Origin of the sequence: Prosthecobacter sp. (genome assembly GCF_046154365.1) — a bacterium.
Taxonomy (GTDB): domain Bacteria; phylum Verrucomicrobiota; class Verrucomicrobiia; order Verrucomicrobiales; family Verrucomicrobiaceae; genus Prosthecobacter.
In genome coordinates, this window is the sequence record NZ_JBJXFV010000016.1 from 1 (window position 1) to 26,289 (window position 26,289).

At 59.3% G+C, this 26,289-nt stretch carries 24 protein-coding genes and 1 tRNA gene; 16 read left to right on the plus strand and 9 right to left on the minus strand.

The annotated features are described in order from the left end of the window. Window positions 1-503: 503 nt before the first annotated feature. Together ACKVY0_RS01960 and ACKVY0_RS01965 are read right to left on the minus strand one after the other, a co-directional pair. Complete coding sequence (locus tag ACKVY0_RS01960; protein ID WP_409213103.1) at window positions 504-1,583, minus strand: ABC transporter ATP-binding protein; 1,080 nt, start codon at window positions 1,581-1,583, stop codon at window positions 504-506. A gap of 64 nt (window positions 1,584-1,647) precedes the next feature. Beyond that, the gene (locus ACKVY0_RS01965) at window positions 1,648-2,610 is read right to left on the minus strand and encodes a hypothetical protein (RefSeq protein ID WP_409213104.1); all 963 of its coding nucleotides are present in this window, start codon (window positions 2,608-2,610) and stop codon (window positions 1,648-1,650) included. A gap of 147 nt (window positions 2,611-2,757) precedes the next feature. Between ACKVY0_RS01965 and ACKVY0_RS01970 the strand changes: the two genes are divergently transcribed. The 5 genes from ACKVY0_RS01970 to ACKVY0_RS01990 all read left to right on the plus strand — a co-directional run bounded on the left by ACKVY0_RS01970 (window position 2,758) and on the right by ACKVY0_RS01990 (window position 7,192). Beyond that, entirely contained in the window at window positions 2,758-4,569 is a 1,812-nt protein-coding gene (locus ACKVY0_RS01970) for a choice-of-anchor I family protein (RefSeq protein WP_409213105.1), read from the plus strand. Window positions 4,570-4,750: 181 nt separating this feature from the next. Further along, window positions 4,751-4,827: transfer RNA gene (locus ACKVY0_RS01975), tRNA-Pro, on the plus strand. A 102-nt stretch (window positions 4,828-4,929) separates the two neighbouring features. Further along, a complete protein-coding gene (locus tag ACKVY0_RS01980) occupies window positions 4,930-5,994 on the plus strand; it encodes a DUF3500 domain-containing protein (RefSeq protein ID WP_409213106.1) in 1,065 nt (354 codons plus the stop codon). A 20-nt stretch (window positions 5,995-6,014) separates the two neighbouring features. Then, window positions 6,015-6,383, plus strand: a complete 369-nt coding sequence (locus ACKVY0_RS01985) for a c-type cytochrome domain-containing protein (protein WP_409213107.1) — start codon at window positions 6,015-6,017, stop codon at window positions 6,381-6,383. Window positions 6,384-6,439: 56 nt separating this feature from the next. Further along, entirely contained in the window at window positions 6,440-7,192 is a 753-nt protein-coding gene (locus ACKVY0_RS01990) for a DUF1080 domain-containing protein (RefSeq protein ID WP_409213108.1), read from the plus strand. A 33-nt stretch (window positions 7,193-7,225) separates the two neighbouring features. Here the strand turns inward: ACKVY0_RS01990 and ACKVY0_RS01995 are convergent, their stop codons facing one another. Next, the gene (locus ACKVY0_RS01995) at window positions 7,226-8,437 is read right to left on the minus strand and encodes an MFS transporter (protein ID WP_409213109.1); all 1,212 of its coding nucleotides are present in this window, start codon (window positions 8,435-8,437) and stop codon (window positions 7,226-7,228) included. 52 nt (window positions 8,438-8,489) lie between these two features. Between ACKVY0_RS01995 and ACKVY0_RS02000 the strand changes: the two genes are divergently transcribed. Further along, window positions 8,490-9,776 carry a Gfo/Idh/MocA family protein gene (locus tag ACKVY0_RS02000; protein WP_409213110.1) on the plus strand — a complete coding sequence of 429 codons (1,287 nt, stop codon included), beginning with the start codon at window positions 8,490-8,492 and terminating at the stop codon, window positions 9,774-9,776. Window positions 9,777-9,884: 108 nt separating this feature from the next. Continuing rightward, window positions 9,885-10,526, plus strand: coding sequence for a histidine phosphatase family protein (locus ACKVY0_RS02005; protein ID WP_409213111.1), 642 nt, complete (start codon window positions 9,885-9,887; stop codon window positions 10,524-10,526). A gap of 128 nt (window positions 10,527-10,654) precedes the next feature. On the opposite strand, the gene ACKVY0_RS02010 is transcribed toward ACKVY0_RS02005, so the two are convergent. Then, window positions 10,655-11,596, minus strand: coding sequence for a TlpA family protein disulfide reductase (locus tag ACKVY0_RS02010; protein WP_409213112.1), 942 nt, complete (start codon window positions 11,594-11,596; stop codon window positions 10,655-10,657). A 316-nt stretch (window positions 11,597-11,912) separates the two neighbouring features. On the opposite strand from ACKVY0_RS02010, the gene ACKVY0_RS02015 reads away from it, so the two are divergent. Then, window positions 11,913-13,346, plus strand: coding sequence for a DUF1080 domain-containing protein (locus ACKVY0_RS02015; protein ID WP_409213113.1), 1,434 nt, complete (start codon window positions 11,913-11,915; stop codon window positions 13,344-13,346). 217 nt (window positions 13,347-13,563) lie between these two features. Here the strand turns inward: ACKVY0_RS02015 and ACKVY0_RS02020 are convergent, their stop codons facing one another. Next, window positions 13,564-14,256: a hypothetical protein gene (locus ACKVY0_RS02020; protein WP_409213114.1), complete on the minus strand. Its 693-nt coding sequence runs from the start codon at window positions 14,254-14,256 to the stop codon at window positions 13,564-13,566. A gap of 230 nt (window positions 14,257-14,486) precedes the next feature. Here ACKVY0_RS02020 and ACKVY0_RS02025 point away from each other — a divergent pair, with 230 nt between their 5' ends. Further along, complete coding sequence (locus tag ACKVY0_RS02025; protein ID WP_409213115.1) at window positions 14,487-14,777, plus strand: transposase; 291 nt, start codon at window positions 14,487-14,489, stop codon at window positions 14,775-14,777. Window positions 14,778-14,868: 91 nt separating this feature from the next. Beyond that, complete coding sequence (locus ACKVY0_RS02030) at window positions 14,869-15,045, plus strand: transposase (protein WP_409213116.1); 177 nt, start codon at window positions 14,869-14,871, stop codon at window positions 15,043-15,045. A 142-nt stretch (window positions 15,046-15,187) separates the two neighbouring features. Here ACKVY0_RS02030 and ACKVY0_RS02035 read toward each other — a convergent pair whose 3' ends face one another. The 3 genes from ACKVY0_RS02035 to ACKVY0_RS02045 all read right to left on the minus strand — a co-directional run bounded on the left by ACKVY0_RS02035 (window position 15,188) and on the right by ACKVY0_RS02045 (window position 18,812). Beyond that, complete coding sequence (locus tag ACKVY0_RS02035; protein ID WP_409213117.1) at window positions 15,188-15,778, minus strand: hypothetical protein; 591 nt, start codon at window positions 15,776-15,778, stop codon at window positions 15,188-15,190. Window positions 15,779-15,925: 147 nt separating this feature from the next. Next, complete coding sequence (locus tag ACKVY0_RS02040) at window positions 15,926-17,863, minus strand: DNA topoisomerase IV subunit B (protein ID WP_409213118.1); 1,938 nt, start codon at window positions 17,861-17,863, stop codon at window positions 15,926-15,928. Window positions 17,864-18,041: 178 nt separating this feature from the next. Then, window positions 18,042-18,812, minus strand: coding sequence for a L,D-transpeptidase (locus ACKVY0_RS02045; protein ID WP_409213119.1), 771 nt, complete (start codon window positions 18,810-18,812; stop codon window positions 18,042-18,044). Between the two features lie 205 nt (window positions 18,813-19,017). On the opposite strand from ACKVY0_RS02045, the gene ACKVY0_RS02050 reads away from it, so the two are divergent. The 6 genes from ACKVY0_RS02050 to ACKVY0_RS02075 all read left to right on the plus strand — a co-directional run bounded on the left by ACKVY0_RS02050 (window position 19,018) and on the right by ACKVY0_RS02075 (window position 25,523). After that, window positions 19,018-20,220, plus strand: a complete 1,203-nt coding sequence (locus ACKVY0_RS02050) for an ABC transporter substrate-binding protein (RefSeq protein ID WP_409213120.1) — start codon at window positions 19,018-19,020, stop codon at window positions 20,218-20,220. Between the two features lie 152 nt (window positions 20,221-20,372). Continuing rightward, window positions 20,373-21,284 (plus strand): branched-chain amino acid ABC transporter permease, encoded by a 912-nt coding sequence (locus ACKVY0_RS02055; RefSeq protein ID WP_409213121.1) that lies wholly within the window; start codon window positions 20,373-20,375, stop codon window positions 21,282-21,284. A gap of 72 nt (window positions 21,285-21,356) precedes the next feature. Then, complete coding sequence (locus ACKVY0_RS02060) at window positions 21,357-22,322, plus strand: branched-chain amino acid ABC transporter permease (RefSeq protein WP_409213122.1); 966 nt, start codon at window positions 21,357-21,359, stop codon at window positions 22,320-22,322. 154 nt (window positions 22,323-22,476) lie between these two features. Then, a complete protein-coding gene (locus tag ACKVY0_RS02065; protein ID WP_409213123.1) occupies window positions 22,477-23,259 on the plus strand; it encodes an ABC transporter ATP-binding protein in 783 nt (260 codons plus the stop codon). Window positions 23,260-23,392: 133 nt separating this feature from the next. Next, a complete protein-coding gene (locus ACKVY0_RS02070) occupies window positions 23,393-24,100 on the plus strand; it encodes an ABC transporter ATP-binding protein (RefSeq protein ID WP_409213124.1) in 708 nt (235 codons plus the stop codon). A 73-nt stretch (window positions 24,101-24,173) separates the two neighbouring features. After that, window positions 24,174-25,523 (plus strand): MFS transporter, encoded by a 1,350-nt coding sequence (locus ACKVY0_RS02075; protein WP_409213125.1) that lies wholly within the window; start codon window positions 24,174-24,176, stop codon window positions 25,521-25,523. A gap of 305 nt (window positions 25,524-25,828) precedes the next feature. On the opposite strand, the gene ACKVY0_RS02080 is transcribed toward ACKVY0_RS02075, so the two are convergent. Next, window positions 25,829-26,289: hypothetical protein (locus ACKVY0_RS02080; RefSeq protein ID WP_409213126.1), on the minus strand; the 461-nt coding region annotated here is incomplete at its 5' end.

The window sequence follows — 26,289 nt, forward strand, 5'->3', positions numbered from 1 at the left end:
CTTTGCGCCAAACCTGCAACCATGCGAGGACGGCCTGAGTGCGTGGGTGCTGGAGGAAGGCGTTCATGAGGCGGACGCTTCGGGGGCCGGACGACGATGGACGCAACCCCGTTGGGGTTGCGCTGAAGAAGGGAACGCTGCGTGTGCGAAACCCAGGGTTGTGCCAACCCTGGGCTGTAATACGCAACCTCGTTGAGGTTGAATGAAACGGCGGTTGACGGCCGCCGGCGCGTTCAAGTCTAAAGTGGGATGATCGCCGCAGGTCTGGCGATGACGGCGTTTGAAGGCCACAGGTGCGTTCAAGCCCAAAGTGGGATGATCGCCGCAGGTCTGGCGATGATGGCGTTTGAAGGTCGCGGGTGCGTTCAAGCCCAACGGGCTTGGGTATTTCAGCCCAGGGTTCGCAGAACCCTGGGTGTGACGTGTGTTTAACACCATGGCCAAGGAGCAACCCCAACGGGGTTGCGTCCATTGTGCGCGGGCGAGTTGCTGAAGTGGCAGGTTCATTTGCGCAGGATCACCACGTCGTTCATCGCGGCCATCGCGCGGGTTTCGTCCTCGGCAGGCGGACGGATTTCCTGCGGATTGATCTCGCAGACCTTCATGAGCGGGCCGCCATGAACTTGGAGGACGTATTGCACGGTGGGGCCGAGATACGTCGTGTCGATGATGTGGCCGGGGAAGCGGTTCGGCGAATCGAGTACGTTGCCAAACGTGAGCGACTCGGGGCGGATGCTCAATACGACCGGCTGGCCGGGCGCTGGCTGCCAGGTGGTGTCGTTGGTGCGGCCACGCAACACACCGAAGGATGTTTCGACATCATGATAACCTTTACGGCTGCTTTCGCGCAGCGTGCGGCCTTCGACGAAATTGGTTTCGCCGATGAACTCGGCGACCATGCGCGTGGCGGGATTGCGATAGACCTCGGTGGGCGTGCCGATCTGCACGAGCTTGCCCGCTTCCATGATCGCCATGCGGTCGGCCATGCTGAGGGCTTCATCGCGATCATGCGTGACGTAGATGGCGGTGAGGCCGTGCTGCTTGCAGATCTGGCGAATCTCTGTGCGCATTTCGAGCCGCAGCTTGGCATCGAGATTGGAGAGCGGTTCATCGAGTAGCAGGCATTTGGGCCGAATGACGAGCGCACGAGCCAATGCGACACGCTGCTGCTGGCCGCCGGAGAGCTGTTGGATTTTGCGTGAGCCGAGGCCATCGAGCTTCACCTGCGAGAGCGCTTCCGACACGCGGTGCTCGATCTCTTTGCGCGGCCGTTTGCGCTCTTCGAGGCCAAACGCGACGTTTTGCGCGACGTTGAGGTGCGGCCAGAGCGCGTAGCTTTGAAACATCATGCCCGTGCCGCGTTTGTGCGCGGGCAGGCGGGTCACATCCTCATCATCGAACCAGATTTTGCCGGCGTCCGGTGTGTAGAAGCCGGCGATGTGACGCAGCAGCGTGGTTTTGCCGCAACCGCTAGGTCCGAGCAGGAAAAACAGTTCTCCGGCTTCGATTTGCAAATCCACGCTGCTGAGCACGACGCTGCCGCTGAAGCGTTTGGTGAGTTCTTGGATTGTGATCGTGACCATGCGGAATTCCCGCTGGTTTTACGTGACTGCTGGCTGGATGGCAAGCCCGGCGGTCACGTCGCGATCATTCCTTGGCGTCAATCGCCTGTTCTTCCATGTCAGGGAGCCAGCCGGTGGCGATGACCTCGTGGATGCGTGCGAGGCCGTTTTTCACATCCTCCGCATCCACGGCCAATCGCACGGTGAACATGCCGCCACTGGCTTTGCTCAATCTGCGGGCGGGTAGGGTGCTTTCCAGAACTTCGGCAGTGGCGTATGCGGCCAGGGTGGAGCGTTCATCCGGATGTGCGATGGTGAATGAAGCGCCGCCTGGAGCGGTGGCGGGTGGCGTGGCGCTGGAAGGTTTGATGGTGACCCGCATGAGGGCCGTTTTGCCCGGCTCCAAATTGGCGAGGTCGGTGAAGCGGGACTCACCCCAGGCACTGAAGCTTTCCCAATCGAGCCGATAACCTTGATCAGAGTTTTCCAAGGCGGCGATCCGCAGGCTGCCATCGACGAGTTTCACGCCGGTGACGAGCAGGCTGCCGCTGACGCCGAATTGCGGACCGATCTGCAATGGATTCGCAGGGACGATGCGACGGGTGAGCGCCCACTCGCGGTGGCGGGGCATGGTTTCAGCGGGATGGCGCAGGAGCTTTCCGAGTTCCTCATCGACCGGAGACTGAAAGTACTTTCGCAACACGCTGGCAGCCTTCTCGAACTCGCCACGCACCTCGCTTGCGGGCATCGCCTTGAGCTTGGGAACGGATGCGGGAACTGGCCGGGGCTGTGGCGCGGTGATTTTGCTGGCCAGGATCGTGCTCGAATGACTGGCCGCAGGTTTTTTTGGAGCGGAGGGCACAACGGCCACCTTTGGCGGCGTGATTTGCTCAACGAGAGCTTCGACTGGCTGCTGTGGTCGGCTGCGCACTCTATGGGCGACGAGAAGCACGGTTCCCAAGGCGGCTAGAACGGCAAGGATCACCGGCCAGTGCGAACGACGCCGACGGCGGATCGGCAGGGTGGGGAAAGGCAGAGAACGACTCATACAGACTCTGCTACTCTGTGCAGGCCGTGCTCTTCAAACACCGCGCTGTGTCGGATTTGCCACATGGCGGAAAAGTAACGCGCGGATTTTCGACAGCGGATGTCATTCGTCTAAAAGGCTCGCGTCCAGCTAACCCTCTCCTGAAATATGAAACGCGTAACACTCACTCTCACACTCGCATCGCTGCTCATGGCGATGAATGCGGAAGCCTTCACGCTTCTGAACTCTTACCAGCAGGGCAACATTGCCCTCGCCGGCGGCTCTGAAATTCTCTCCTTCACCACGCAGGACAACACCCTGCTGAGCACCGTGGGCCTGAATCACACCACGGACGCGAATGATGTGTTTGGCGTGCAGATTCTGACTCTTTCCAACACCGGAGCGCTCAGTGAGCGTGCCTTCATTGATCTGAAAACGACCTTTGGTGGCAGTTCCACCAACATGCTCGGCCTGAGCAGCGTGGCGGCGGACACGCAAAATCGTGGCTTCGGTGCTGCGGCGCTGATTCCCACCGCAAACACCAGCACCCAGGGGAAGGTCGTGCTGTATGACTACACCGCTGGCTTTTCCGGCGGCAGCCGTGTGCTGGCCACGCTGGATGTCGGCTTTCACCCTGACAGCATCAGCTTCAGCCCCGATGGCACAAAGCTCATCGTGGTCAACGAGGGCGAGTTCAATCCTGCTGTTGCAAACGCCGCAACCTCTGGCAACGCCGCTGGCTCCATCAGCATCATCGACCTGACCGGCATCACCAACACCACCCAGGCCGCAGCGCTGACGAATAGCGCCGTCTCCACCTTCGACTTCTCCAGTAGCAACCTGGACACGGGCGTCACCCTGCAAGGCGTGCGCAACCACAGCCTCAGCTCCCTCGGAGTCAGCGGCACCTTCATCAACAGCGTTCCTGATTTCAACAACGCCTCCGTTTACAACGACGCTGATTTCTACAAAGGCATGGAGCCTGAGTTTGCCGCAGTCGTCGGCGACAAAATCCACGTCACCATGCAGGAGAACAACGCCATCGCCACCTTTGACATGACCACCAGCAAGTGGACCGCTATCAACAAGCTGGGCACGATCACTCAAACCATTGATGCCTCCGATCAGGACGGAGTAGGTAGCACGCCCCTGCTGAGCATCAACGACACGGTCAAAGGTCTGCCGATGCCAGACACGGTGAAGAGCTTCACCATCAGCGGCACGAACTATCTCATCACCGCCAATGAAGGTGATGCCCGTGGTGATGACCGTGACGTCAGCCGCTTTGGTGACACGAGCGGAAATGACAGCATGAATACCATTTTGAACACTACCTTGGCTGCCAGCGCTACCCGTGCCAACGATCAGCTTGGCCGTCTGAATACCTCACGCCTGGATGGTGACAACGGTGCCGGTGGTGGTACCGCTGGCGATGGCAAGATCGACGAGCAGATCATGATCGGCACGCGTTCCTTCAGCATCTGGAATGCCAGCACCGGAGCCCTCGTGGCGGACAGCGGCAGCCTGGAAACCCTCCTCGCTGGCCTCGACCCAACCCGGCATAACATGAACAACGGTGTTGCCTCTGCCACAGACACTCGTTCCGATGACAAAGGACCTGAACCGGAATCTCTGACGGTGGGCGAGATCGCTGGCAAAATGTATGCCTTCATCGGCATGGAACGCCAGAACGGCCTGCTCATGTATGACATCTCCAATCCAGCCTCCCCCTCATTTGTGGGCTATACCAACACCTCCGCCACCAGCACCCTGTACTCGCCTGAGAGCATGCTGTTCATCTCCGCTGCAAACAGCCCCACTGGCACGGCGCTCGTCCTCACCGGTCACGAAGGTCTCACCGCAGGCAATGGTGATGTGACCTTCTCAGGCATCAGCGTTCACTCTGTGCCTGAGCCGTCCCGCGCCCTGCTCGGCCTGCTGGGGCTGGGTTTTGTGGCCCTGCGTCGCCGTCGCCCCTGATTTTTTGCCAAGTCCGTCAGTGTTGTTGCAGACACGGGGAGTCGAAAGGCTCCCCGTGTTTTTTTCGTGTATGACACAGCGAATATCTCGTTGCATTCAAAAGGCGCTGCTCCAGAATGCGCGCCTCACCAACGGCAGCCACCCCAACGCGGCACCGCTGGTGAGAACGTCAAAACTAGGTCGGGCTGTAGTTCAGCCTGGTAGAACGCTTGCATGGGGTGCAAGAGGTCGTGAGTTCGAATCTCGCCAGCCCGACCATTGATTGACTCGTGGTGATGAGGCCACACACACCAAGCGGCTGCGGTTAACCGGATCGTCTGTGGCAAGATGTGAACCCTCAAGGCGGTATATGAAGCCGCCATGAAATCGCATCAACCATCCGCCGCCCCCCATCTTCATCAGTCGATCTGCCCGGAGTGCTCTGAGCACGCCTCATCTTCTCCGCAGCGCGGACGGCGGGACTTCATTCGTGTCCTGTCGGGCGGCGCAATGGGAGTCATGGGGGCTTCGTCGCTGAGTTCTGCATTCGCAGCACCCACGGACGCACCTCGCAAGGTGAAGCCGGCGGAGGAACTCATCCGCGAACTGTTTGCCACGCTGAGCGCCGAGCAGAAGACGGCGGTGGTGCGGCCTTGGGCGGATGGCGCTGAATCGGGCATGCCGACGCGGCTCAAGACGCATAATGCAGCCCCGCTGGGCAAAAAGATTGCCGAGCAATTCACCAAGCCGCAGCAGGAACTCATCCAGCAGACCTTCAAGTCGATCCTGTCGGGAGATGAAGCCTATGACCGGATCAGCCGCCGTGGGAAGTGGGACAACAGCGGAGCCTTCGAAAACAACGGCATCGCAATCTTCGGTGATCCTTCGGGCAAGGATCCCTTCTCCTGGGTCTTCGCCGGGCACCATCTGACGCTGCGTTGCGATGGCAATTCCCAACCGAATACGGCCTTCGGCGGCCCGATGTATTACGGCCACTCAGCCAACGGCCACAGCGACATGAACGTTTACAATGACCAGACGAAGGAAGTCATGAGCGTGTTTGACATGCTCAACGAGCCGCAGCGCAAGCAGGCGGTCATCGTCGGCTCTCCGGGCGACGGTGTCGGTGCGCTCAAGCCCAAGCTGGTGGACAAACCAGCGACCGGTGTCGGTTACGGTGATCTGGATGAGTCCCAGCGTGGCTTGGTGGCCGGTGTGATGCGCAAGCTGCTGAATCCTTTCCGCCAAGAAGATGGCGACGAAGTGATGCAGCTCATCAAGACCAACGGCGGCATGGAGAAACTGCGCCTGGCGTTTTACAAGGACAACGCCGAGAAGGGCAATGACCGCTGGGATGCCTGGCGCATCGAAGGTCCCGGCTTCGTTTGGAACTATCGGGTGCTCCCGCATGTACACTGCTTCGTGAACGTGGTCGGTCAGGCCTGAAATTCTGGCGGGTGATGCGGATGCTTCTTCAAGTCTTCCTCGGCGGGTTGCTCCTCGGCAGCCTCGCCGCGGAGCGTGCCAGGGCTGACGACAAGCAGGCATCTGCGCCTGATTTCAAACGGGACGTGCTGCCGATCTTCGAGGAGAAATGCCTCCGCTGCCACGGTGAGAAGCGCCGTGGCGGCAAACTGGACATGCGTACGCTGGAGGCCCTGCTCACTGGCGGTGACACGGGGCCCGCGATCAAGCCGGGCAACGCGAAGAAGAGCCTCCTGATCGAGTTGATTCACTACAAGGAGATGCCGCCGAAGAAGGAGAAGAACTTCGTCACTCCCGCAGAGCTCGAACTGCTGCGCCGATGGATTGATGCAATGCCGGGCAAGACGTGATCATCACTCGGCTAGATTCGCTTTGCCAAGCGGGGATCAAATCGTGAACATCTGGGATGAAATCTCCTCTCTTCGCTTTCCTGTTCATCATCTCATTAGCTGTCGGCTCCGCTCGCTCGGAACCCGGCACTGATGCCGCGCAAGGCTTCATGTCGATCTTCAACGGCAAAGACCTGGATGGATGGACGACACACCAGGCGGACACGCACGCTTGGAGCGTGGTGAACGGCGTCATCGACTGCAATCCCCGAGGCGACGAGAAGGGCGATCAGAACCTGTGGACCACGAAGGAGTACGGCGACTTCGAGCTGTGGGTGGACTGGCGCATCAAGGAGAGTCCGTTCATGAACAAGAAAGCGCGAGTCGTCCTGTCAGATGGCTCCTACCAGAAGGACGATTCAGGCAACGTGATGACCGTCACCGCACCCAACACCGACTCAGGGGTGTTCCTGCGCGGACAGCACAAATCGCAGGTGAACATCTGGTGCTGGCCGGTCGGCTCGGGTGAGGTTTGGGGGTATCGCACCGATCCAGCCTTTGATGCGAAGGTTCATGCCGGGGTGACCCCGAAGGTGAAGGCAGACAAGCCGGTCGGCGAGTGGAACACGTTTCACATCGTCATGAAGGGCGACCGCCTAGCGGTCACGCTCAACGACAAGCGGATCATCGAAGATGCTCAGTTGCCTGGTGTTCCCAGCCGTGGGCCGCTGGCCCTGCAACTGCATGCAGAACGGAAGGATGGCGAATGGGGAGCTTCACTGGTGCAGTTTCGGAACATCCGCATCAAGGAACTCACGGCTGGGAAGTAGAGCACGATCTGATCCGGCCGGAAGTGCTGCCGATCACGATGACGTGGACGCCTTCTTCGGTTCCCGGAAGAAGATCACGAACACCACGAGCACCGCTACGGCAATCCATGCGGGTGTTGCCCAGATGGCGGACCAGTCGTGGGTGATGTCGCCTTTCGGCGTGGCCAGTTTGTGCTGATCCATGAAGTAACCGGCCAGATAAGTGCCGACGAGTGAGCCGAAACCCCAGAGGATGATGGCGATGAGGCCCTGCGCTGCGCCGCGGATGCGTTCGTTGGCTTCGCTATCAACGTAAAGCTGCCCGGCGATGAAGAGGAAGTCGTAGCAGATGCCGTGGAGCAGGATGGCACCGAAGATGAGCACGGTGCCGGTGCTGGCGGCGCTGGCGCTGAGCATGAAGTAGCGTGCGGCCCAGGCCAGGATGCCGAGGAAGATGGTTTTCTTGTAGCCGAGCTTCTTGAGCATCAGCGGCAGCAGCACCAGGAAGATGATGTCGGAAACTTGTGCCAGCGTCATCTTCTGCGCCATGTCCGCCCACTTCAACTGGGTGAGGTAGGTGCCCATGTTCACGAAGTAGAAGTACAGCGGGATGCAGATGAGGAACATGCACAGGATGAAGATGGCAAACGTGGGCTTCTTCAGCAGCGCCAGTGCATCCAGGCCGAGAACCTCGCTCAGCGGCACGTTCTGGCCCTTCTTCTTCGGCGGCGTATGCGGCAGGCTCAGCGCGAAGAGTCCGAAGACCATCGAAGTGCCGCCTGCGAGGTAGTATTGCAGTGGTGACTGCTCGCCCTTCAACTGACTGAGCACCACACCACCGGCGATCCAGCCAACGGCGGAGAAGATTTTCACGAAGGGGAAGTCCTTCTTCGCATCGGCGAGATGCGTCATGGAAATCGAATTGCCCAGAGCGAGCGTCGGCGCATAGAGCGTGCAGTAGAGGATGAGCGTGGGATAGACACTGCCGAAGGTCTTCAACTGCGGGATGTAGAGCATCACCAGACCACCGGCGATACCGAGCACGGCGATGATTTTCTCCGAGGCAAAGAAGCGGTCGGCGATCAATCCCACGATGAAGGGCGAAAGGATCGCGCCCCACGCGAAAGCGCCATACGACGCACCGATTTCGGTGCCGCTGAAGTTCAGTGTGCCGAGGTAGCTGCCAAGCGTCATGTACCAACTGCTCCAGATGAAATACTGGAGAAACATGAAGAGGGAGAGCTTGATCTTGAGCTGTGTTTGCATGGCGGTGGATTGAAGCGTGAAGCATATCGGTGGGAATGCGCGTTTCTTTCCCATGCACACGCCTGCTGCTCCGAATCGTCGTCAATTTCTTCGCGCCGCTGTTCCTTTCATCGTTTCCGCCGCCACGCTGGGCCGTGTAGGGGCGGTATCGCCGAATGGGAAAGTTCGCCTCGCTTGCATCGGTGTCGGTGGTCAGGGCACGAGCAATCTGCGGGCGCTGATGGGCGATGAGCGTGTGCAAGTCGTCGCCGTGTGCGATGTGGATGCGCAGCATGCCGAGGCGGCGGCGAAGATAGCCGGATTGGCGAAGGGCGACGTGTATCGCGATTTTCGCGAGGTGCTGGCCCGCAGCGATGTGGATGCGGTGATGAACGCCACGCCAGATCACTGGCACTCGAACGTGGCCATCGCAGCCGCGAAGGCGGGTAAGGATTTGTATTCCGAGAAGCCGCTCGGCGCGAGCATCGGCGAAGGCCGGGCCATCTGCCGTGCCGTGGAGGAAAACAAGCGCGTGCTGCAATGCGGCACCTGGCGGCGCTCCGGGATGAAAGTGCGCATGGCCTGTGAGCGTGTGCGCAACGGCTACATCGGCGACTTGAAGGCGATCGAGATCGGTGTGCCGGGCAAGTTTGCCATCCGTGGTGCAGTCACCGGCCTGGAAGCGACAGAACCTGTGCCTGCGCACTTGGATTATGCCATGTGGCTCGGCCCTGCGGCTGAGAAACCGTACACGGCGGCCCGCTGTCATTTCAACTTCCGCTGGATCGAAGAATACGCGCCCGGCTACATCACCGACTGGGGTGCGCACTTTCTCGATGTGGCGCAATGGGGCGCGGGCATGGATGAAACAACGCCGACGGAGGTCAGCGCCACCGAGGTGAAGCGCCGCGACGCGGGCATCTACGATGCTGCCGAGAGCTTCCGCATCGAATACCGCTACGCGAACGGCGTGCGCGTGGTCATGCTCAGCACGGACGACAAAACCAAGTGGGGCACCAAGTTCATCGGCAGCGAAGGCTGGATCTTCAGCGAATCCGAGGTGCTCAAGGCCAGCTCGGACGACATCCTGCGTGTGAAGCTCAAGGACAGCGACGTGAAGCTCTACGAATCCAAGCATCATCATCGCAACTTCATTGACGCCGTGCTTTCCCGTGGTCGCACTGCCGCCACAGCGGAAATTGCCCAGCGTGCCGCGACGACCTGTCACATTGGTGCGATTTCAGCCGTGCTGAAGCGCCCGTTGAAGTTCGATCCGAAGACCGAGCGCTTTGATGGCGACGAGCAGGCGAATCAGCTGCTGCTGCGGCCGATGCGCGAGGCTTGGAAGCTTGCGGTGTAGCCACGCTCGCCAGAGCGTGGATGATGGGTGCTTGCGGGAACAATGACCACGTTCTGGCGAACGTGGCTACAACTTGCGTCGCGCGGCAGCCTGTTTCATAGACAGGCCGTGAAATCCCATCTCCCGAATCATCCCACGCAGCTCTATTTCATCCGTCACGGCGAAGTTGAGGAGAAATATCACAAGGTCTTTGGCGGTTCGCGCATCGACATGGCGCTCTCGCCGTTGGGTGTGAAACACGGCGAGGCGGTGGCGGCGTGGCTGAAGGACACAAAGATCGACAAGATCTATGCGAGCCCGATGTTGCGCGTGCAGCAGACGCTGGCACCGACGGCGAAACAGCGCGGCATAGAGCCGGAACTCATGGACGGGTTACGTGAAATCGATTTTGGCGACTGGACCGGGCATCGCTGGGACGAGGTGCAGTCAAACTTTGGCGTGAGCGCGTTTGACTGGCTGGAGATCATGGAGAGTGACGGCATTGCCAACGGCGAAAGCGTGCACGGCTTCACCGCACGCGTGCGCGAGTGCCTGCTGCGTATCGTGAGTGCGCATCCACATCAAAAGGTGGCGGTGTTTTGCCACGGGGGGATCATCCGCGTGATGATCGCCCTGCTGCTAGATTGGCCGCTCGCGCGCATGGCGCACTTCAACATCGAGTATGGCAGCATCAGCGTGGTGGAACTGCTGCCGGAGCGGAAGCATGCGGTGGAGATCGAACTGCTGAACTTCCAGCCGCCGTTGGTGTGACCGGCATTCGCTCGGAGGATAGGCCTCCGGCCTGACCATGGATCGGGGCGTCTCGCCTTGCTCATGCAGCGAACCATCGAAGGCGAGACGCCTCGATCCGCTGACAGGCAAGATGCCTATCCTCCAGGTCAATCTGCCGGCGCTTGAATGGCCGGATTGATTTTTTTGAGCGCCACCCAGAGCGAGGGATCTTCGGGGTGGCCGTTGAAGAGGACTTTGCCTTCGGGTGAGAGCAGGACCATGCGCGGGATGGAGTCGAGCTCGAAGGCCTTGGTGTAAGGGCGTTCGGCGGGTTCAACGAGCCAGGGCAGGGTGGCGTTTTGCTCCTGGCGGATGCGTTCGGCGATGGACTCGGCGGTTTCGTTGTCCTTGGGGTCGTCTTTGTTCATGGCGACGACGACGATGTCGAAGGCGGCCAGCGTCTGCGCCTTCTTCTTGAGCGCGGGCATGAGGTTCATGCACGGGCCGCACCATGAGGCCCAGAAGTCGAGCAGCAGGGCTTTCTTGCCGCCGAGCTGATCGTGGAGCGTGGTGGCCTCGCCCATGGAATTGGTGAGCGGCAGTTTGAGATCGACCACGAGGCTGACCATCTTGGATTCACGGCGGAATTTCTCGATGGACTGGATGAAGACGGGTGTCTGCTGCGGATTGAGCCAGATGGCTTCGAGGATGTTTTGTTTGAAGGCGGCGGCGTCATTGGCGTCGGCGGCCTTGAGCGCCTTGATGTAAGCGATGAAGGCTTTCGCGGCTTCTGCGGTGGGAATGGCGGCGGCGCTGGCGGAATCGAAGTTGGCGGCGAGGATTTCAACCTCGGGCAGGATTTTCACGAGGAAGGGCGTGTTCTGATGGCGCAGCCCCCAGACGAGCTTGGCCTCGATGATCGCCTGACGCGGCACACCGGCCTTGTTGGCTTCTTTTGCGAGTGTGAGCAGCTCCGCCTCGGTCGTGTTTTGACCGAAGAGCCGTTGCATCAACTCTTTGGCACCGGCGGCGGCTTCAGCGGCCGGAGTTTGGGCATGCAGGCGGGACAGACCGGTGCAGAGGAGCAGGATGCAGAGGAAAGATTTCATGGCGGGCGAATCGTCCCCGTTTCTCCGCAGGTGTCGAGCAGAAAGTCAGGCGCAGATGTTCTGCCTCAGGGCTTACGCACCAAAATTTCCAGGCCATCGAACTCATCTAGGCACTGATTGATGACCACAGAGACACGAAGAGCACAGAGGTTTTGTCTTCTGAGTCTCTGTGCTCTTCGTGTCTCTGTGGTCCAAATAAACGAATCCTTCAGCGCTTCCTTAAATACCACCGCCAGTTGTTTATTTCATGCGTAAGCCCTGGTTCTGCCTGAAAGATGCGCGGTGTGGCGGGCGACTCCTGTGCTCTCATCCAACCATGAAACACACACTCTCTCTTACTCTGATGCTCGCTGCGGCCACGCTGGCCGGGGCCGCAGACAACACGCCGCCGGAAGGCTTCACCGCTTTGTTCAACGGCAAGGATCTCTCCGGCTGGTATGGCTGGGGCACGCAGGATCCCACCGACCTATGGAAGATGACGCCGGAGGAGCGGACCGCTTACAAGAAGAAGTCCATCGACGGTGGTTTGACCGACGCCAAGGGCAATGACAAGGGTGATCACCTCAACGCGCACTGGAAGGTCGAGGATGGCCAGCTCGTCAATGATGGCAAAGGTTTGTACCTCACCACCGACAAGGACTACGGCGACTTCGAGCTTATGGTGGACTACAAGATGCTGCCGCTCGGTGACAGCGGCATCTATCTGCGCGGCATTCCGCAGGTGCAGATCTGGGACTTCACGGAGAAGGACGAGAAAGCCGTCGCGCTGGGCAAGCCCTTCGGCTCAGGCGGACTTTGGAACAACAAAAACCCCGAGGGCAAGAATCCCCTCAAGCTCATGGACAAGCCCTTGGGCGAGTGGAACACCTTCCACATCAGAATGATCGGCGAGCGTGCCACCATCACGTTCAATGGCGAGGTCGTGGTGAAGAACGCGGTGCTGGAAAACTTCTTCGCCAACCGCAAGGCTGGCTACCAGGCCTATGGCAAGGTCGCGCCGAAGGCGGAGGACGCCAAAGCTCCCAACGGCTGGATGGTGGATCCCGCCTTTGCCAAGGGCCCGATCCAGCTCCAAACCCATGGCAGCGAGATCCGCTGGAAGAATGTGTTCATTCGCGAAATTCCTGCTGACGAAGCCAATCAGGAACTCGCCAAGCGCGGCGAAGAAGGCTTCACCGAATACGTCAACGGCAAAGACCTGAGCAACTGGCAGGGCGCGGTGGAGAGCTATGAGGTCGTGGACGGTGCCATCACCTGCAAGCCGGGCAAAGGCGGCGATCTGCTGACCAAGGATGAATTCGAGAACGGCATCATCCGCGTCGAGTTCAAGCTTCCGAAGGCCGGCAACAACGGCATCGCCCTGCGCACGCCACTTGGTGGTCACTCCGCCTCCGATGGTCTGGAACTCCAGGTCATCGACAGCGACGGCTATAACGAGAAGCAGGCCGCTGCGGGCAAGAAGGGCCTTGAACCCTATCAGTATCACGGCTCGGTGTATCACTGCGTCGGTGCGAAGCACGGCTACCTGCGTCCCGTGGGCGAGTGGAACTTCCAGGAGATCGAAATCGAGGGCCAGAAGATCAAGATCACGCTCAACGGCACCAAGATCCTCGACGTGGACATCAGCACCTTCGACCGCAGCCAGATCGCCCATCCGCCGAAAGGCCTCGACCACACCAAAGGCTACATCGGCTTCGCCGGCCACAGCGATCCCGTGGTGTTCCGCAGCTTCAAGGTGAAGCAGAAGTAGTTCAGCGGCGCTCATTCGATTCCAAACCCGTCAGGCCGCGAGGTCTGGCGGGTTTTTTGTGATGTCAGGGAGGGCGATGGGTGCCGCTCTTGAGCTCAACGTTTGAGTCATCCGATGGCGCGCTCCGACTTCTGGGTTGCTTGTTGAATGGCCATGATGCTTTCGATTCGCGGCGGGCAGGCAGTTGATTTGCCGCGCCTTTTTGTTCGCCATCGTGTTAGGTTTCGTTGGCCGTCACCCACATAATTCCGTTGTCATACATGGCCTCCATCGACCAATCACCGTCTTCCCGTCGATAGGTCTCATATGCACCGGGTGAAGGTCCCCACCTCGGCGCCTCATCTCGTTCGAAAAAATAATACTCTCGCTTCCCGGCACTCTTGAGTTCGAATCGCGCTACATAATCAAGAAACTGCTCCTCGGTAATCCGGGCGCGAAGGGAGTAGGAGAAGTCAGGAAGAAATCCTGCAGTCCAAATATGCTCCTCTACTTCGGACGCCGACCAAGGAAGTGCCTTCCGGTACGGCCACGAGAACATGTGATAGGCAGCGAAGATTCCCGCCACGTAGAGGGTCAGAAGTGCCGAAGCGCCCCCGAAAGGAAATCGGGTGGAACAGGAACGCTTCCGGACGACAAGCCAGATCGCGAGGATCGATGAGGCGAAAACGGGAATCGTAAACGAAATTGCGATAGGCTCCGGAACCGTCACTCTCGGGTATCCGGGAAAGATGAATCTCGCAAGGAAGCTGACAGCAATCAGCGCGCAGAAGACAGTTCCGAATCCAAGCACAAAGCCCTTTAGCGGCGAGACGTCCTGTCGACGAAGCCGCCATACACATAGGATTCCTGTCGCTGGTGCAAGAACACCACCGCAGAATGCAAATACACCTTGTGCCCAGGTAATTTCCATGGCGAACTGTGTGGATCATTAACAGATTTGTGTGTTTGCGAGCAACCTTATATCCACCTTTTTATTCGCTGACTCCGCCCTAAGCGGAGTCTGGCGGCCCAACGGGCCGATGGATTCAGCCCAGGGCGTTTGCGAGGAACGAGCAAGCCCTGGGTTGCAGAAAGACCCAGTCTGGCCTTCATCAAGGTCGCGCTCCAACGGAGCGCGGGAACACGTTCGTTCTTGCCTGTATGCCACAATTACTCGCCAAGATTTACGTTCACCTCATTTTCTCGACGAAGCACCGGGAGAAGATGATTCCGCGTCATCTGCACCCGGAACTGCATGCTTACATGGGCGGCATTCTGCGTGATCTGGGCTGCACGGCGGTGGAGATCAACACCGAACCGGATCATGCGCATCTGCTGTTCCTGCTGTCACGCACGGTGACGATGGGCGACATCGTGCGTCAGGTGAAAACAGGAGCGACGGAGTGGTTGCAAGGGCAGTTGCCGGTTCTCAACGCGAATGGAAACGAATGACACGCGAATGGCCGCCAATCGGAGCCAGCACTCTTATTCGTGGTCATTCGCGGCCCATTCGGCTGTCATTCGTGTTAAATGCCACAGTCTGTTGCTCATTTCATGCGTAAGCCCTGCGTTTTCGGTCAGTCAGTCGAATGTGGCGGAGGTGAAGGAATACATCCGCAACCAGCAGCGGCATCATCAGGTGATGAGTTTTCAGGAGGAGTACCGGCGGTTCTTGGAGAAATACGAGATCGCGTATGATGAGACGTATGTCTGGGATTGAAGCGCGATCTCCCGCGCCCCGTTGGGGCGCGACGATTGGGGAAACGAGGAGGTTTTGCGTGAACCCAGGGCGGCGATGGCTGCGCCCTCTTGCCCTGGGCTGAGTCCTGCGGCCCGTTGGGCCGAATCTTTGTCTGCTTGGGTCATCGTTCTTCGTCGTCCTTGTAGCCGAATAAATAGGGAATCCCGCGTGCCTTGCGCTTCAAGGGGCCGAGTACCAGGTGCAGAATCGCGAGGATGGTCGGAAGCAATAGCAAAACTGGGTCAAACGGCTTTCCAATTACCCCAGCGAACGGATTCATGAAGTAGCTGGCATGAGGCGCAAGTATCACGAACATGAAGAACAGTTCGAGGAGGGTGAGCGGGAACAGGCCAGTCCGGTAGCAAAGCCACGCAAATAAAGCGAGGGTCACCCAGCCAACTACGATTGGATAGCCGATGGCAACGAGCGTCAGATGTTCTGTGAGGGCCTGCCAGCGACAAACAATGAGTGTCACAGTCAATGCCAACCACGAAAACGCCGCCACCCTCTGGCTCCGAGTAAAGTTACGACCGAGCGTGAACCAGCTCCAGAACATCGGAAGCACAAACACACCGAGCCAGAAGAAGGTGTGTTCTCGGGTGTTTTTCATTGGCGAGGACTCGGTTTCTTGGCCGAACAAATGAATCATTAACAGATTTGGCTGTTTGTGAGCAACCCTATAGCGCATCTTTTTGTGAGCGCTCTCTTCCATAGGCGGAGGCGAGGGAGCGAGAGTGTGTCGAAGACCACTCGCCACTTTCGGGCCAAGGCGTGAGCGGCAGGAAAACTAGGCGAGTAAGCTCCACCTTCGCCAAGGCTACGGCGGACACGTTCGCCATACTCGCGCTCCTGGGCTCGATCACGCCGCTGCGGGCAATTCCACCGGTTCCGCAGCGTCCTTGAATTCGAGTTCCTCCTCGATGCGGAGGTTTTCGACGATGTAGGTCTGGCGTTCGGGGGTGTTTTTGCCCATGTAGAAGGTGAGCATCTCCTTCACGCTTTTGTGCTCGGAAGGGATGGGGTTGCCGTCGGCGTCGAGGGCGTGGTCGCGGATGGTGACGGGTTCCAGGCGCATGTTGGGGCCGATGAAGTGCTTGAACTCGTCGGGGCTGATCTCACCGAGGCCTTTGAAGCGGGTGATCTCGGCGGTTTTGCCGCAGCGGTGGATGGCGCGCTGGCGTTCGTCGTCGCTGTAGCAGTAGAAGGTCTCCTTTTTGTTGCGCACGCGGAACAGCGGCGTTTGCAGGATGTAGAGGTGGCCTTTGCGCACGAGTTCGGGGAAGAACTGCAGGAAGAAGGTGATCATGAGCAGGCGGATGTGCATGCCATCGACATCGGCATCGGTGGCGAGCACGACGCGGTTGAAGCGGAGTTCTTCGAGGTCTTCCTCGATCTGCAAGGCGTTGGCGAGGAGGTAGAACTCCTCGTTTTCATAGACGATCTTGCGCGTGAGGCCGAAGCAGTTGAGCGGCTTGCCGCGCAGGCTGAAGACGGCTTGCGTTTCGACATCACGGCTCTTGGTGATGCTGCCGGAGGCGCTGTCGCCCTCGGTGATGAAGAGGGTGCTGTCGTCGCGGCGCTTGTCCTTGGTGTCGAAGTGGACGCGGCAGTCGCGTAGCTTTTTGTTGTGAACCTTGGCCTTGCGGGCGTTTTCGCGGGCGGCTTTCTGGATGCCGCTGATCTCTTTGCGCTCCTTTTCGTTGGCGTTGATCTTTTCCTGGAGCGATTTGGCGATGTCGGCGTGTTTGTGAAGGAAATTGTCGAGCTGGGCGGTGATGACGCTGGTGATGTGGCCGCGCAGGTTGCGCCCGTTCGGTTCCATGTGGCTGGAGCCGAGCTTGGTCTTGGTTTGTGACTCGAACACCGGCTCCTGCACCTTCACGCTGACGGCGGCGATGAGGCTGCCGCGCACGTCGGCGGGGTCATACTGCTTTTTGAAGAACTCACGGCACTCCTGCACGATGGCCTCGCGGAAGGCGGCGAGATGTGTGCCGCCCTGGGTGGTGTGCTGGCCGTTGACGAAGCTGTAGTATTCCTCGCCGTAACCGCTGCCGTGCGTGAAGGCGACTTCCACGTCCTTGCCTTCGATGTGAATGATGGGGTATTGCGGCTCCTCGGTCAGCTTGGCGCGGATGAGGTCCATGAGGCCGTCTTTGGACTTAAACTTCTCGCCATTGAGGATGATGGTGAGGCCGGGATTCAGCCACGAGTAGAAGCGCAGCATCTCGCGCACGAAGTCGAGGCGGTAATGCGTGTCGTCGGCGAAGCTCTCCGCATCGGCGCGGAAGGCGATGCGCGTGCCGTTCGGCTCTTCGCAAGGCTTGGGCTTGCCCATGTCGTAGATGACGAGTCCTTGGCTGAACTCGATGGTGCGCGTCTGTTTTTCGCGAATGGCCTGGATCTCGAAGAACTCGGAGAGGGCGTTGACGGCCTTGATGCCGACGCCGTTGAGGCCGACGGAACGCTTGAAGACTTCGCTGTCGTATTTGGCGCCGGTGTTGATCTGAGCGGCGCATTCCATCAATTTGCCGAGCGGAATGCCGCGGCCGTAGTCGCGCACGGTGACGGTTTGATCCTCGGCGATGGTGATGTCGATGGTGCTGCCGAAGCCCATGACGTGCTCGTCGATGCAGTTATCCAGCACTTCCTTGAGCAGGACGTAGATGCCGTCCTCCGGGAGGGAGCCGTCGCCCAGCTTGCCGATGTACATCCCCGGGCGCAGCCGGATGTGCTCGCGCCAGTCGAGGGATTTGATGGAGTCTTCAGTGTAACCGTGTGCGGGGGCGGTGGGGGGCATGGAATGACGAATGAGGAATGCAGAATGACGAATGGGAGATGGCAGAGAGGGGGAGGGGAGTCAAGGGAGTGGTCAAGCAGTCAAGGAATCGTCAAGAGGGTCAAGGAGTCGCGGCGTTCCCGTCTTGACCACCTTGACTGTTTGACGGCGCAGCCATCTTGACGGCAAATTCGCCGCCTCACGGCAGTCCCCACGGCCCTCTCAACGCGGCATAATCCGCCTTTGGCAGCAGAACATAGTGCGGTGACGCGGCGGGATCGATCCAGCGCAGGAGGCGGGTGAGGTCAGCTTCGGCCATGGTGGTGCATCCAGCGCTGGGTTTGTCGGGACCACGGCGGACGTGGAAGAAGATGGCGCTGCCGTAGCCGGGGGCGGCAGGCTGCTGATTATGCCGGATTTCGAGCATCCATTTGTAGGCGGCATCGCCGAGGCGCATTTTTTGTTTCTCAAACCACGGCGGGATGCCCTGGCGCGGGTCGATGCGGACGTGGCGGTTATAATAAGGCGAGGTCGAGTCATCGACATACGCATCCCATGGCCCGACCTGAATGTAGGGCCACCGCCCGCCGGGCGCGGCGGCACCGTAACCGAACAAGGAGCCAAGCTGGAAGACGCCGGCAGGAGCTTTCCAGTCTTTTTCGATCTTGGCAGGAATGCCATTCTGCGGGGGATTGAAGACCCCACGGCCCCAGGCCAGCCCCTTTCTACCCAGCAGGACGGGCACGGATTTTTCAAACACCGGCAGCCACGGCGCACCCGCTGAAGCACGCTGCCAGCACTGCATCGTGGCGGTATTGGAGTTCCAGGTGGCGGCCTGGGTGATAATCACCTGCCGCACGGCGCGACCGAGCTGGGCGTGTGCTGCCGAGGCGTAGAGCAGTAAAAACACGCCCGCGAAGAGCGAAGCGTGGGTGTATTTTTTTCGACGACAAAGTTTTTGGTATTGCATGGCAGAGCAGTTTCCGAATATATTCATTAAATCAACCCTGCCGGGTTAATTGGATTCAGGTTTTGGGGGTTTTTTTCCTGAGCTCCGAGTTCCGGCAGGGTTGTTTTTTTGCCTGTGATACACGCCCTGGGATCGAATGCGACTGACTAAAAAAACAGTTCGTCATCCGGCAGGCCGCCTGCTAGAAGAGGCAGCACATAAATCTATGAAAAACGAACTCTCCCTCCTCACCCTGACGGCAGTTGAATCGAAAGATACCAGCCATGAATTGAAGCGAATGTTCCTGCGAGCAGGGGTTATCGCCCTGATGAGCATGACGCTGAGCGGTTGCGATGCTGGCGGCGGTGGCGACACCATCCTCGTCGGTGAATTTGCCTCGCTCACCGGCAAGGAAGCCACCTTTGGCATCTCTTCACACGAAGGCACGCAACTGGCCATTGAGGAACTCAATGCCGCTGGTGGTGTGCTGGGCAAGAAATTCGAGCTGAAGACCGAGGACGATCAGTCCAAGGCGGGCGAGCCGGCCAATGTGGTGAACAAGTTGATCTCGAAGGACGGTGCCATCGCCATCCTTGGCGAAGTCGCATCGAGTCGCTCGCTGGAAGCAGCGCCGATCTGCCAGCAAAACGGCATTCCGATGATCTCCCCGGCTTCCACCAACCCGAAGGTCACGGAAACGGGCGACTACATCTTCCGCGTCTGCTTCATCGACCCCTTCCAAGGCACGGTGATGGCGAACTTCGCCACGAACACGCTGAAGGCGAAGAAGGTGGCCGTCTTCACCGATGTGAAGAGCGACTACAGCAAAGGATTGGCGAAGTTCTTCAAAGAAGGCTTCACCAAGGCGGGCGGACAGATCGTGGGTGAGTTTGATTTCAACGGCGGAGACAAGGATTTCAAAGGACAGCTCACGGCGATCAAATCGGCAGCGCCTGATGCTGTTTTTGTTCCCGGTTATTACACGGATGTGGCGCTCATCTGCATTCAGGCCAAGCAACTCGGCTTGAACGTGCCGCTCATCGGTGGCGACGGCTGGGAAAGCGACACGCTGGTGAAAATCGGCGGTGACGCGGTCGAGGGCCATTATTTCTCCACGCACTACGCCGCAGATGCCGCCTCGCCGAAGGTGACGGCCTTCGTCGAAGCCTACAAGAAGCGCTACAACGGCAAGGTGCCTGATGCGATGGCCGCGCTCGGCTATGACTCGGCGATGTTCCTGGCCGACGCCATCAAGCGTGCGGGCAGCACCGAAGGCACCAAGCTGCGCGACGCCCTGGCGGCGACGAAGGAGTTCGAAGCCGTGACCGGCAAGATGGCCATCAACGCCCAGCGTGATGCGGTGAAGTCGGCGGTGATTTTGCAGGTGAAGGGCGGAGCGTTCAAGTTTGTGGAAACCGTGGCTCCGTGAGGCGGAGTTGATAGTTGAAAGTTGATGGTTGATAGACTGAAACCCACAGAGACTGACGCAATGATGATGGTTTATTTCGACACGCCAAACGTGCGGCCCCAGGCCTCAGATTCTGGACTATCAACCATCAACTTCTAGACCATCAACTCCTCATGGAATGGTTTTCTCAACAACTCATCAACGGCCTCGCTCTGGGTTCCATCTATGCCCTCATCGCGCTGGGCTACACGATGGTGTATGGCGTGCTGCGGTTCATCAATTTCGCGCATAGTGATGTGCTCATGCTGGGGGCGTATGCGGCGTTCTTCATCGCTCCGGCGATCGAGCCGATCATCCCGCTGCCATCGCTCACCGGTGCGTTGCTGGTCACGCTGCTCTCCGCGCTCATCTGTGCGGGCATTGGCATGCTGATCGAGTTTCTGGCCTACCGTCCGCTGCGTTCCAGGCCGAAGCTCACGGTGCTGATCACGGCCATTGGAGTGTCGCTCTTCATCGAGTTCACCTGCCAGCACAAGGCGGTGTTCGGGGCGGACACGAAGCCGTTTCCAGCACTGCTGCCAGCCACGGATTTCCATCTCGCAGGGCTGGTGGTGAGCAGCAATGATCTCGTGGTGGTTCTCGTCACGGCGCTGCTGCTGGCCGGGATGTGGTTCATTGTCCATAAAACGAAGAGCGGCATGGCCATGCGGGCGGTGTCATTCAACCAGCAGGCAGCGGCGCTCATGGGGGTGAACATCAATCGCATCATCGCCTTCACTTTCGGCCTCGGTTCTGCGCTCGCGGCGGTTGCAGGCATTCTTTATGCATTGAAAGCACCGGGCATTGAGCCGCTCATGGGCGTGCAGCCGGGCATTCGCGCCTTCATTGCGGCGGTGCTTGGCGGCATTGGCAATCTGCCGGGTGCGGCGCTTGGCGGCCTGCTGCTGGGCCTGCTCGAAACGTTCGCCGGCGGCATCTCCGGCCTGTCGAGCTACCGTGACGGCATCGCGTTTGCGATTCTTATTTTGATCCTGCTGTTCAAACCCGCCGGCCTGCTCGGCAAAGCGTCCGTGGAGAAGGTGTGAACGGGAAGTTGATAGTTGAATGTTGATGGTTGATAGCCGGAACTGAAACCGAGAACAAGATTCGCTGATCTCATGCCATCAACCATCAACTCTCAACCATCAACCTTCCCAGGCGCGAAGCGCTGGTTGGTGCTCGGCATCGCTCTCGCGGTGCTCGTCTCGCTTTTTTCAGCGCAGTTCAACCGCTACTACCTCGGCATCGCCATTGACTGCGGCATCAGCATCATCCTGGCGGTGAGCTTGAACCTCATCAACGGCCACACCGGTCAGTTCAGCCTTGGGCATGCCGGTTTCATGGCCGTGGGCGGCTACTCTGCGGCCAAACTGACGCTGGTTTGTTCGCCGATGGTGCCAGACAGCCTCAAGCCGCTGCTTTTCCTGGCGGCGCTCCTGCTCGGCGGCTGCATGGCCGCTGTCATCGGCCTCGGCGTCGGCATTCCATCGCTGCGGTTGAAGGGGGATTACCTCGCCATCGTCACGCTGGGCTTCGGCGAGATCATTCGCGTGGTGGTGCAGAACATGGAGAGCGTGGGAGCTGCGAGTGGATTGAAAGGCATTCCGAAGTACACCACGCTCGGCTGGACCTTCGCGCTGGCCGCCGTCACGATCTATGTCGTCGCCGCATTGGTGAACTCGACCTACGGACGCGGCTTCATCGCGGTGAATGATGATGAAGTGGCCGCAAGTTCGATGGGCATCAATCCAGTGCGCTACAAGGTCACCGCGTTCGTCATTGGGGCGTTCTTTGCGGGAGTCGCGGGCGGTTTGTATGCCCACCACAAGCAGTTCCTCTCGCCCACGGGCTTCGACTTTCTCAAGTCGATCGACATCGTCGTCATGGTCATTCTCGGCGGCATGGGCCGCACGGTGGGCGTCATCATCGCCGCGATCATTCTCACGCTACTGCCGGAGGTGCTGCGACAGTTTGCTGATTATCGCATGATCATCTACTCGCTGCTCATCATCGGCCTCATGATGGCACGCCCGCAGGGGCTCTTCACGTTCGGGCAAAAGAAGAAAGGAGCCGCCGCGGTATGAGCCGGAGAGTTGATGGTTTTGAGTTGATAGTTGATGGACGGTGCGACCAGCGGAGCCTTGCTGTCGTCCGGTTCCGGTCAGTCCATCAACCATCAACCTCCGACGATCAACTTCCCGGCCATCAACCATCAACTTTCAACCATCAACCACCCCCATGAGCAAGCCTCTGCTCACGCTCGATAAAGCGACCATCCAGTTCGGTGGTCTGACGGCTGTCGGCGATTTCAGCCTGCACGTTTATCCGAATGAACTGGTCGGCCTGATCGGACCCAATGGCGCTGGTAAGACAACCGCCTTCAATCTCATCACTGGCGTTTACCAGCCGACCGCCGGCGCGATTCACTTCAGTGAACGGCACATTCTCGGATTGAAGCCGCACGATCTCACCAAACTTGGCATTGCGCGCACATTCCAAAACATCCGCCTCTTCGGTTCTCTGACTGTCTTTGACAACGTTCGCGCGGCCACGCAGTTGCATCGCGCCCATGGCATCCGCAGCGCCTTGTGGCGCGGCATTGGCTTCCACCATGCCGAAAAGGCGGTCGAGACGCAGGTGCTGGAGTTGCTCGACATCTTCGACCTCGCCAAGATGCGTGATGAAGAGGCCAAAAGTCTGCCCTACGGTGATCAGCGCCGCCTGGAGATCGTGCGGGCTCTCGCCACGAAGCCCAAGCTCCTTCTGCTCGATGAACCCGCCGCCGGCATGAACCCGACGGAGAAGGAAGAACTGATGAAACTGATCCAGTTCATCAAAGACAAGTTCAAGATCGCCATCATGCTCGTGGAGCACGACATGAAAGTGGTCATGGGCATCTGTGAGAAGATTGCCGTGCTCGAATACGGCAAGAAGATCGCCGAAGGCACGCCCGATGAGATTCAGAAGAACCCCAAGGTCATCGCGGCCTATTTGGGCACGGAGGAGGGGGAGGCGGGTTGATGGTCTGTGGTTGATGGTTGATAGTCCTGTGCGGTCGCTGATCTGACCGCAGGCGCTACAAAAAGCACACACTTCGCAGCCCACGTTTCCCGGCCATCAACCATCAACTTTCAACCATCAACTCCCCGTCCCAATGCTTGAGATCGAAAATCTGGAGGTTTCCTACGGCTCCATCAAAGCGCTGCACGGCATTTCGCTGAAGGTGCCGGAAAAGAGCATCGTCACGCTCATTGGCGCGAACGGTGCGGGCAAGTCCACCACACTGCGCGCCATCTCCGGCCTGGTGAAAGCTCGCTCAGGCACAGTGCGCTATGCGGGCGAGGACATCACCAATCTGCCTGCTCACGCCATTGTCGCTCGCGGTCTCTGTCATGTGCCGGAGGGCCGCATGGTCTTTGCCAATCTCACCGTGGAGGAAAATCTCCGCATGGGCGCTTATCTGCGTAACGACAAGGCAGGCATCGCTGAGGACATTGAATACGCGTTCACGGTGTTTCCACGGCTCAAAGAGCGCATCAGCCAGCAGGCGGGCACGCTCTCCGGCGGTGAGCAGCAGATGCTCGCCATCGCCCGCGCTTTGATGAGCAAACCGAAGTGCCTGATGCTCGACGAGCCATCGCTCGGCATCGCCCCGATGCTGGTGCGTGCGATCTTTGAGCAGATCGTCGCCATCAATAAAGAGCGCGGACTGACCATCCTGCTGGTGGAGCAGAATGCGAACCTGGCGCTGAAAATCTCCAGTTACGGCTATGTGCTGGAAACTGGCCAGGTACTGCTGCAGGACAGCGCTGAAGCGCTGCGGCAGAATCCGCAGGTGCGCGAGGCGTATCTTGGCGACTGATTGTTCCGTTCATTCTGCCTGACGATGACTTTGCACCGATAGACTGCGAATTTTACAGCGTCCACTCTCACTCATGCCTTCTCCCACTCTCGACCCCTCCAGTCACGAAGCCGCGCTGAATCGCGCCCGCTCAAAAGCTTACTGGCGTCTGCTGCCGTTGCTGTTCGTGAGCTACATGATCGCCTATGTGGACCGGCAGAATGTGGCGGTGGCCAAGCTGACGATGACACGCGACCTGCCCGGCTTTGACAATGCGGTCATCGGCTTCGGCGCGGGCATTTTCTTCCTCGGCTACTTCCTGCTGGAGATTCCGGGCACGCTGATGGTGGAGCGCTGGAGCGCGCGGAAGTGGATCTGCCGTATCATGATTACCTGGGGCATCATGGCGGGTCTCACAGCGGCGGTGACGACGCCCATGCAGTTCTATATTGTGCGCTTCCTGCTTGGCCTTGCGGAAGCGGGTTTCTTCCCCGGTGTGGTGGTATATTTGACGCATTGGTTCCCCAGCCGGGATCGTGCGCGTGCATTGGCAACATTCATGGTCGCCACTCCGTTCGCGCAGATCATCAGCCCAAAAATTTCCAACTGGCTGCTCGAAATCGGTCACGGTGATCAACCGCCTGTGCTGGGCATGGTGGGGTGGCAGTGGGTCTATGTGTTCTGGGCCGTACCTGCCGTGGTGCTGGGCTTCTTTGTGTACTTCTGGCTGGTGGACCGGCCGAAGCAGGCGAAATGGCTGACCGCCGAGGAAGGCGAGGCTTTGGAGTCCGAACTGGAGCGTGAACGAGCCGAAACACGCAAAGGCAAACGCATGACGGTGATCCAGGCGCTGCGGCATCCCAAGGTGCTGCTGCTGGCGCTGGTTTATTTTTGCACCGTCACCGGCAGCTATGGCATCGAGTTCTTCATGCCTAGCATTTTGAAGTCCTGGTATGCCATGGACATGAATCAGCTCACCTGGCTCATCATGTTACCGCCTGCCGTGGCGATGGTCGGGCAGCTTTTCATGGGCTGGAGCTCGGATCGCTTCAAAGAACGCCGCTGGCATGCGGTGCTGCCGATCGTCATGGGTTCCGCCGCGTTGGGATTCATGCCGATGACGCAGGGGAATCTGGTGCTGACGATGGTGTGCCTGATGCTCGCCTTTGCCGGCTTCAAGAGCTACATGCCCGCCTTCTGGGCGCTGCCGAGCCTGTTCCTCACCGAGTCCGCAGCGGCGGGGAGTATCGGCCTCATCAACTCCATCGGCAATCTTGGCGGCTTCCTCGGGCCTTATGTGCTGGGAACGGTCGAGAAGGTCACCGGATCGTTCGTTGGTGGCCTGTATTACCTGTGCTGCTCCATGCTGGTGGCCGCAGGGATCATCTTCAGCTTCGGGCTGGGGAAAAAGGAGCCTGCTGCCACGCAGGACAATCGGCCTTGAGGCCGATTGTCGAAGTGGCCAAGGAAGAGCGGCAGTTCCAAGCCCAACGGGCTTGCGTCATGCAGCCCAGGGTTGCGCGTAGCGCTACCCTGGGATCAGCCATAAATTTTCCTTGTTTCTCAAGGGCGAACCCCAAGGGGGTTCCGTCCATCGTGTGTGGTCAAGACGCTCCCGAGGACGGAACCCCGTTGGGGTTCACCCTTCGGGGATCGCTCTGATTTGGCAGTAACCCAGGGTTGTTCCAACCCTGGGCTGCAAGACGGAAGGCCGTTGGCCTTCAACTTCAGCATCCGTGGTTCAAACGCTCACCGCACCGGCGCATACCGCACGATGTTGCGGTGATAGACCTCGCACTCCTTCTTGTGCATCCAGATGCTGAACCAGAACAGCAGTGCCCCGAAGCTGACGACGAGAAACAACACCGGCCGGCCCTTCGGTGATCGCGCTGCGACCAGCGCGATGCCGCTGAACAACGTCATCGCATAATACGGCCAGGACCAGTCCTTGCGCCGCTGCGTCTGCTCCTGGATCAGCGGCGCAAACTCCGGCGACCGCGTGGCGAGGATGCGTGGCGTCGCTTTGTCACGCAGGTCGATGTAGGGCCACACGCTCGCGCAGGACACGCAGATGATCGCCAGCGCCAGCAGTCGGTTCTTCGCCTCGCCAAACACGAAGGAGATGATCAGGAACGTCAGGCCGATCCCCAGTCCATACAGCGGCAGCGGCTCCAGCAGCAGATGCAGGTACTCGGGATCGCAGATGCTTT

Bases quoted from the DNA above. Each gene is read 5' to 3' on its own strand.
- ACKVY0_RS01960 (WP_409213103.1), bottom strand. From the start codon at position 1,583: ATGGTCACGATCACAATCCAAGAACTCACCAAACGCTTCAGCGGCAGC.
- ACKVY0_RS01965 (WP_409213104.1), bottom strand. From the start codon at position 2,610: ATGAGTCGTTCTCTGCCTTTCCCCACCCTGCCGATCCGCCGTCGGCGT.
- ACKVY0_RS01970 (WP_409213105.1), top strand. From the start codon at position 2,758: ATGAAACGCGTAACACTCACTCTCACACTCGCATCGCTGCTCATGGCG.
- ACKVY0_RS01980 (WP_409213106.1), top strand. From the start codon at position 4,930: ATGAAATCGCATCAACCATCCGCCGCCCCCCATCTTCATCAGTCGATC.
- ACKVY0_RS01985 (WP_409213107.1), top strand. From the start codon at position 6,015: ATGCTTCTTCAAGTCTTCCTCGGCGGGTTGCTCCTCGGCAGCCTCGCC.
- ACKVY0_RS01990 (WP_409213108.1), top strand. From the start codon at position 6,440: ATGAAATCTCCTCTCTTCGCTTTCCTGTTCATCATCTCATTAGCTGTC.
- ACKVY0_RS01995 (WP_409213109.1), bottom strand. From the start codon at position 8,437: ATGCAAACACAGCTCAAGATCAAGCTCTCCCTCTTCATGTTTCTCCAG.
- ACKVY0_RS02000 (WP_409213110.1), top strand. From the start codon at position 8,490: ATGCACACGCCTGCTGCTCCGAATCGTCGTCAATTTCTTCGCGCCGCT.
- ACKVY0_RS02010 (WP_409213112.1), bottom strand. From the start codon at position 11,596: ATGAAATCTTTCCTCTGCATCCTGCTCCTCTGCACCGGTCTGTCCCGC.
- ACKVY0_RS02015 (WP_409213113.1), top strand. From the start codon at position 11,913: ATGAAACACACACTCTCTCTTACTCTGATGCTCGCTGCGGCCACGCTG.
- ACKVY0_RS02020 (WP_409213114.1), bottom strand. From the start codon at position 14,256: ATGGAAATTACCTGGGCACAAGGTGTATTTGCATTCTGCGGTGGTGTT.
- ACKVY0_RS02025 (WP_409213115.1), top strand. From the start codon at position 14,487: ATGCCACAATTACTCGCCAAGATTTACGTTCACCTCATTTTCTCGACG.
- ACKVY0_RS02035 (WP_409213117.1), bottom strand. From the start codon at position 15,778: ATGGAAGAGAGCGCTCACAAAAAGATGCGCTATAGGGTTGCTCACAAA.
- ACKVY0_RS02040 (WP_409213118.1), bottom strand. From the start codon at position 17,863: ATGCCCCCCACCGCCCCCGCACACGGTTACACTGAAGACTCCATCAAA.
- ACKVY0_RS02045 (WP_409213119.1), bottom strand. From the start codon at position 18,812: ATGCAATACCAAAAACTTTGTCGTCGAAAAAAATACACCCACGCTTCG.
- ACKVY0_RS02050 (WP_409213120.1), top strand. From the start codon at position 19,018: ATGAAAAACGAACTCTCCCTCCTCACCCTGACGGCAGTTGAATCGAAA.
- ACKVY0_RS02055 (WP_409213121.1), top strand. From the start codon at position 20,373: ATGGAATGGTTTTCTCAACAACTCATCAACGGCCTCGCTCTGGGTTCC.
- ACKVY0_RS02060 (WP_409213122.1), top strand. From the start codon at position 21,357: ATGCCATCAACCATCAACTCTCAACCATCAACCTTCCCAGGCGCGAAG.
- ACKVY0_RS02065 (WP_409213123.1), top strand. From the start codon at position 22,477: ATGAGCAAGCCTCTGCTCACGCTCGATAAAGCGACCATCCAGTTCGGT.
- ACKVY0_RS02070 (WP_409213124.1), top strand. From the start codon at position 23,393: ATGCTTGAGATCGAAAATCTGGAGGTTTCCTACGGCTCCATCAAAGCG.
- ACKVY0_RS02075 (WP_409213125.1), top strand. From the start codon at position 24,174: ATGCCTTCTCCCACTCTCGACCCCTCCAGTCACGAAGCCGCGCTGAAT.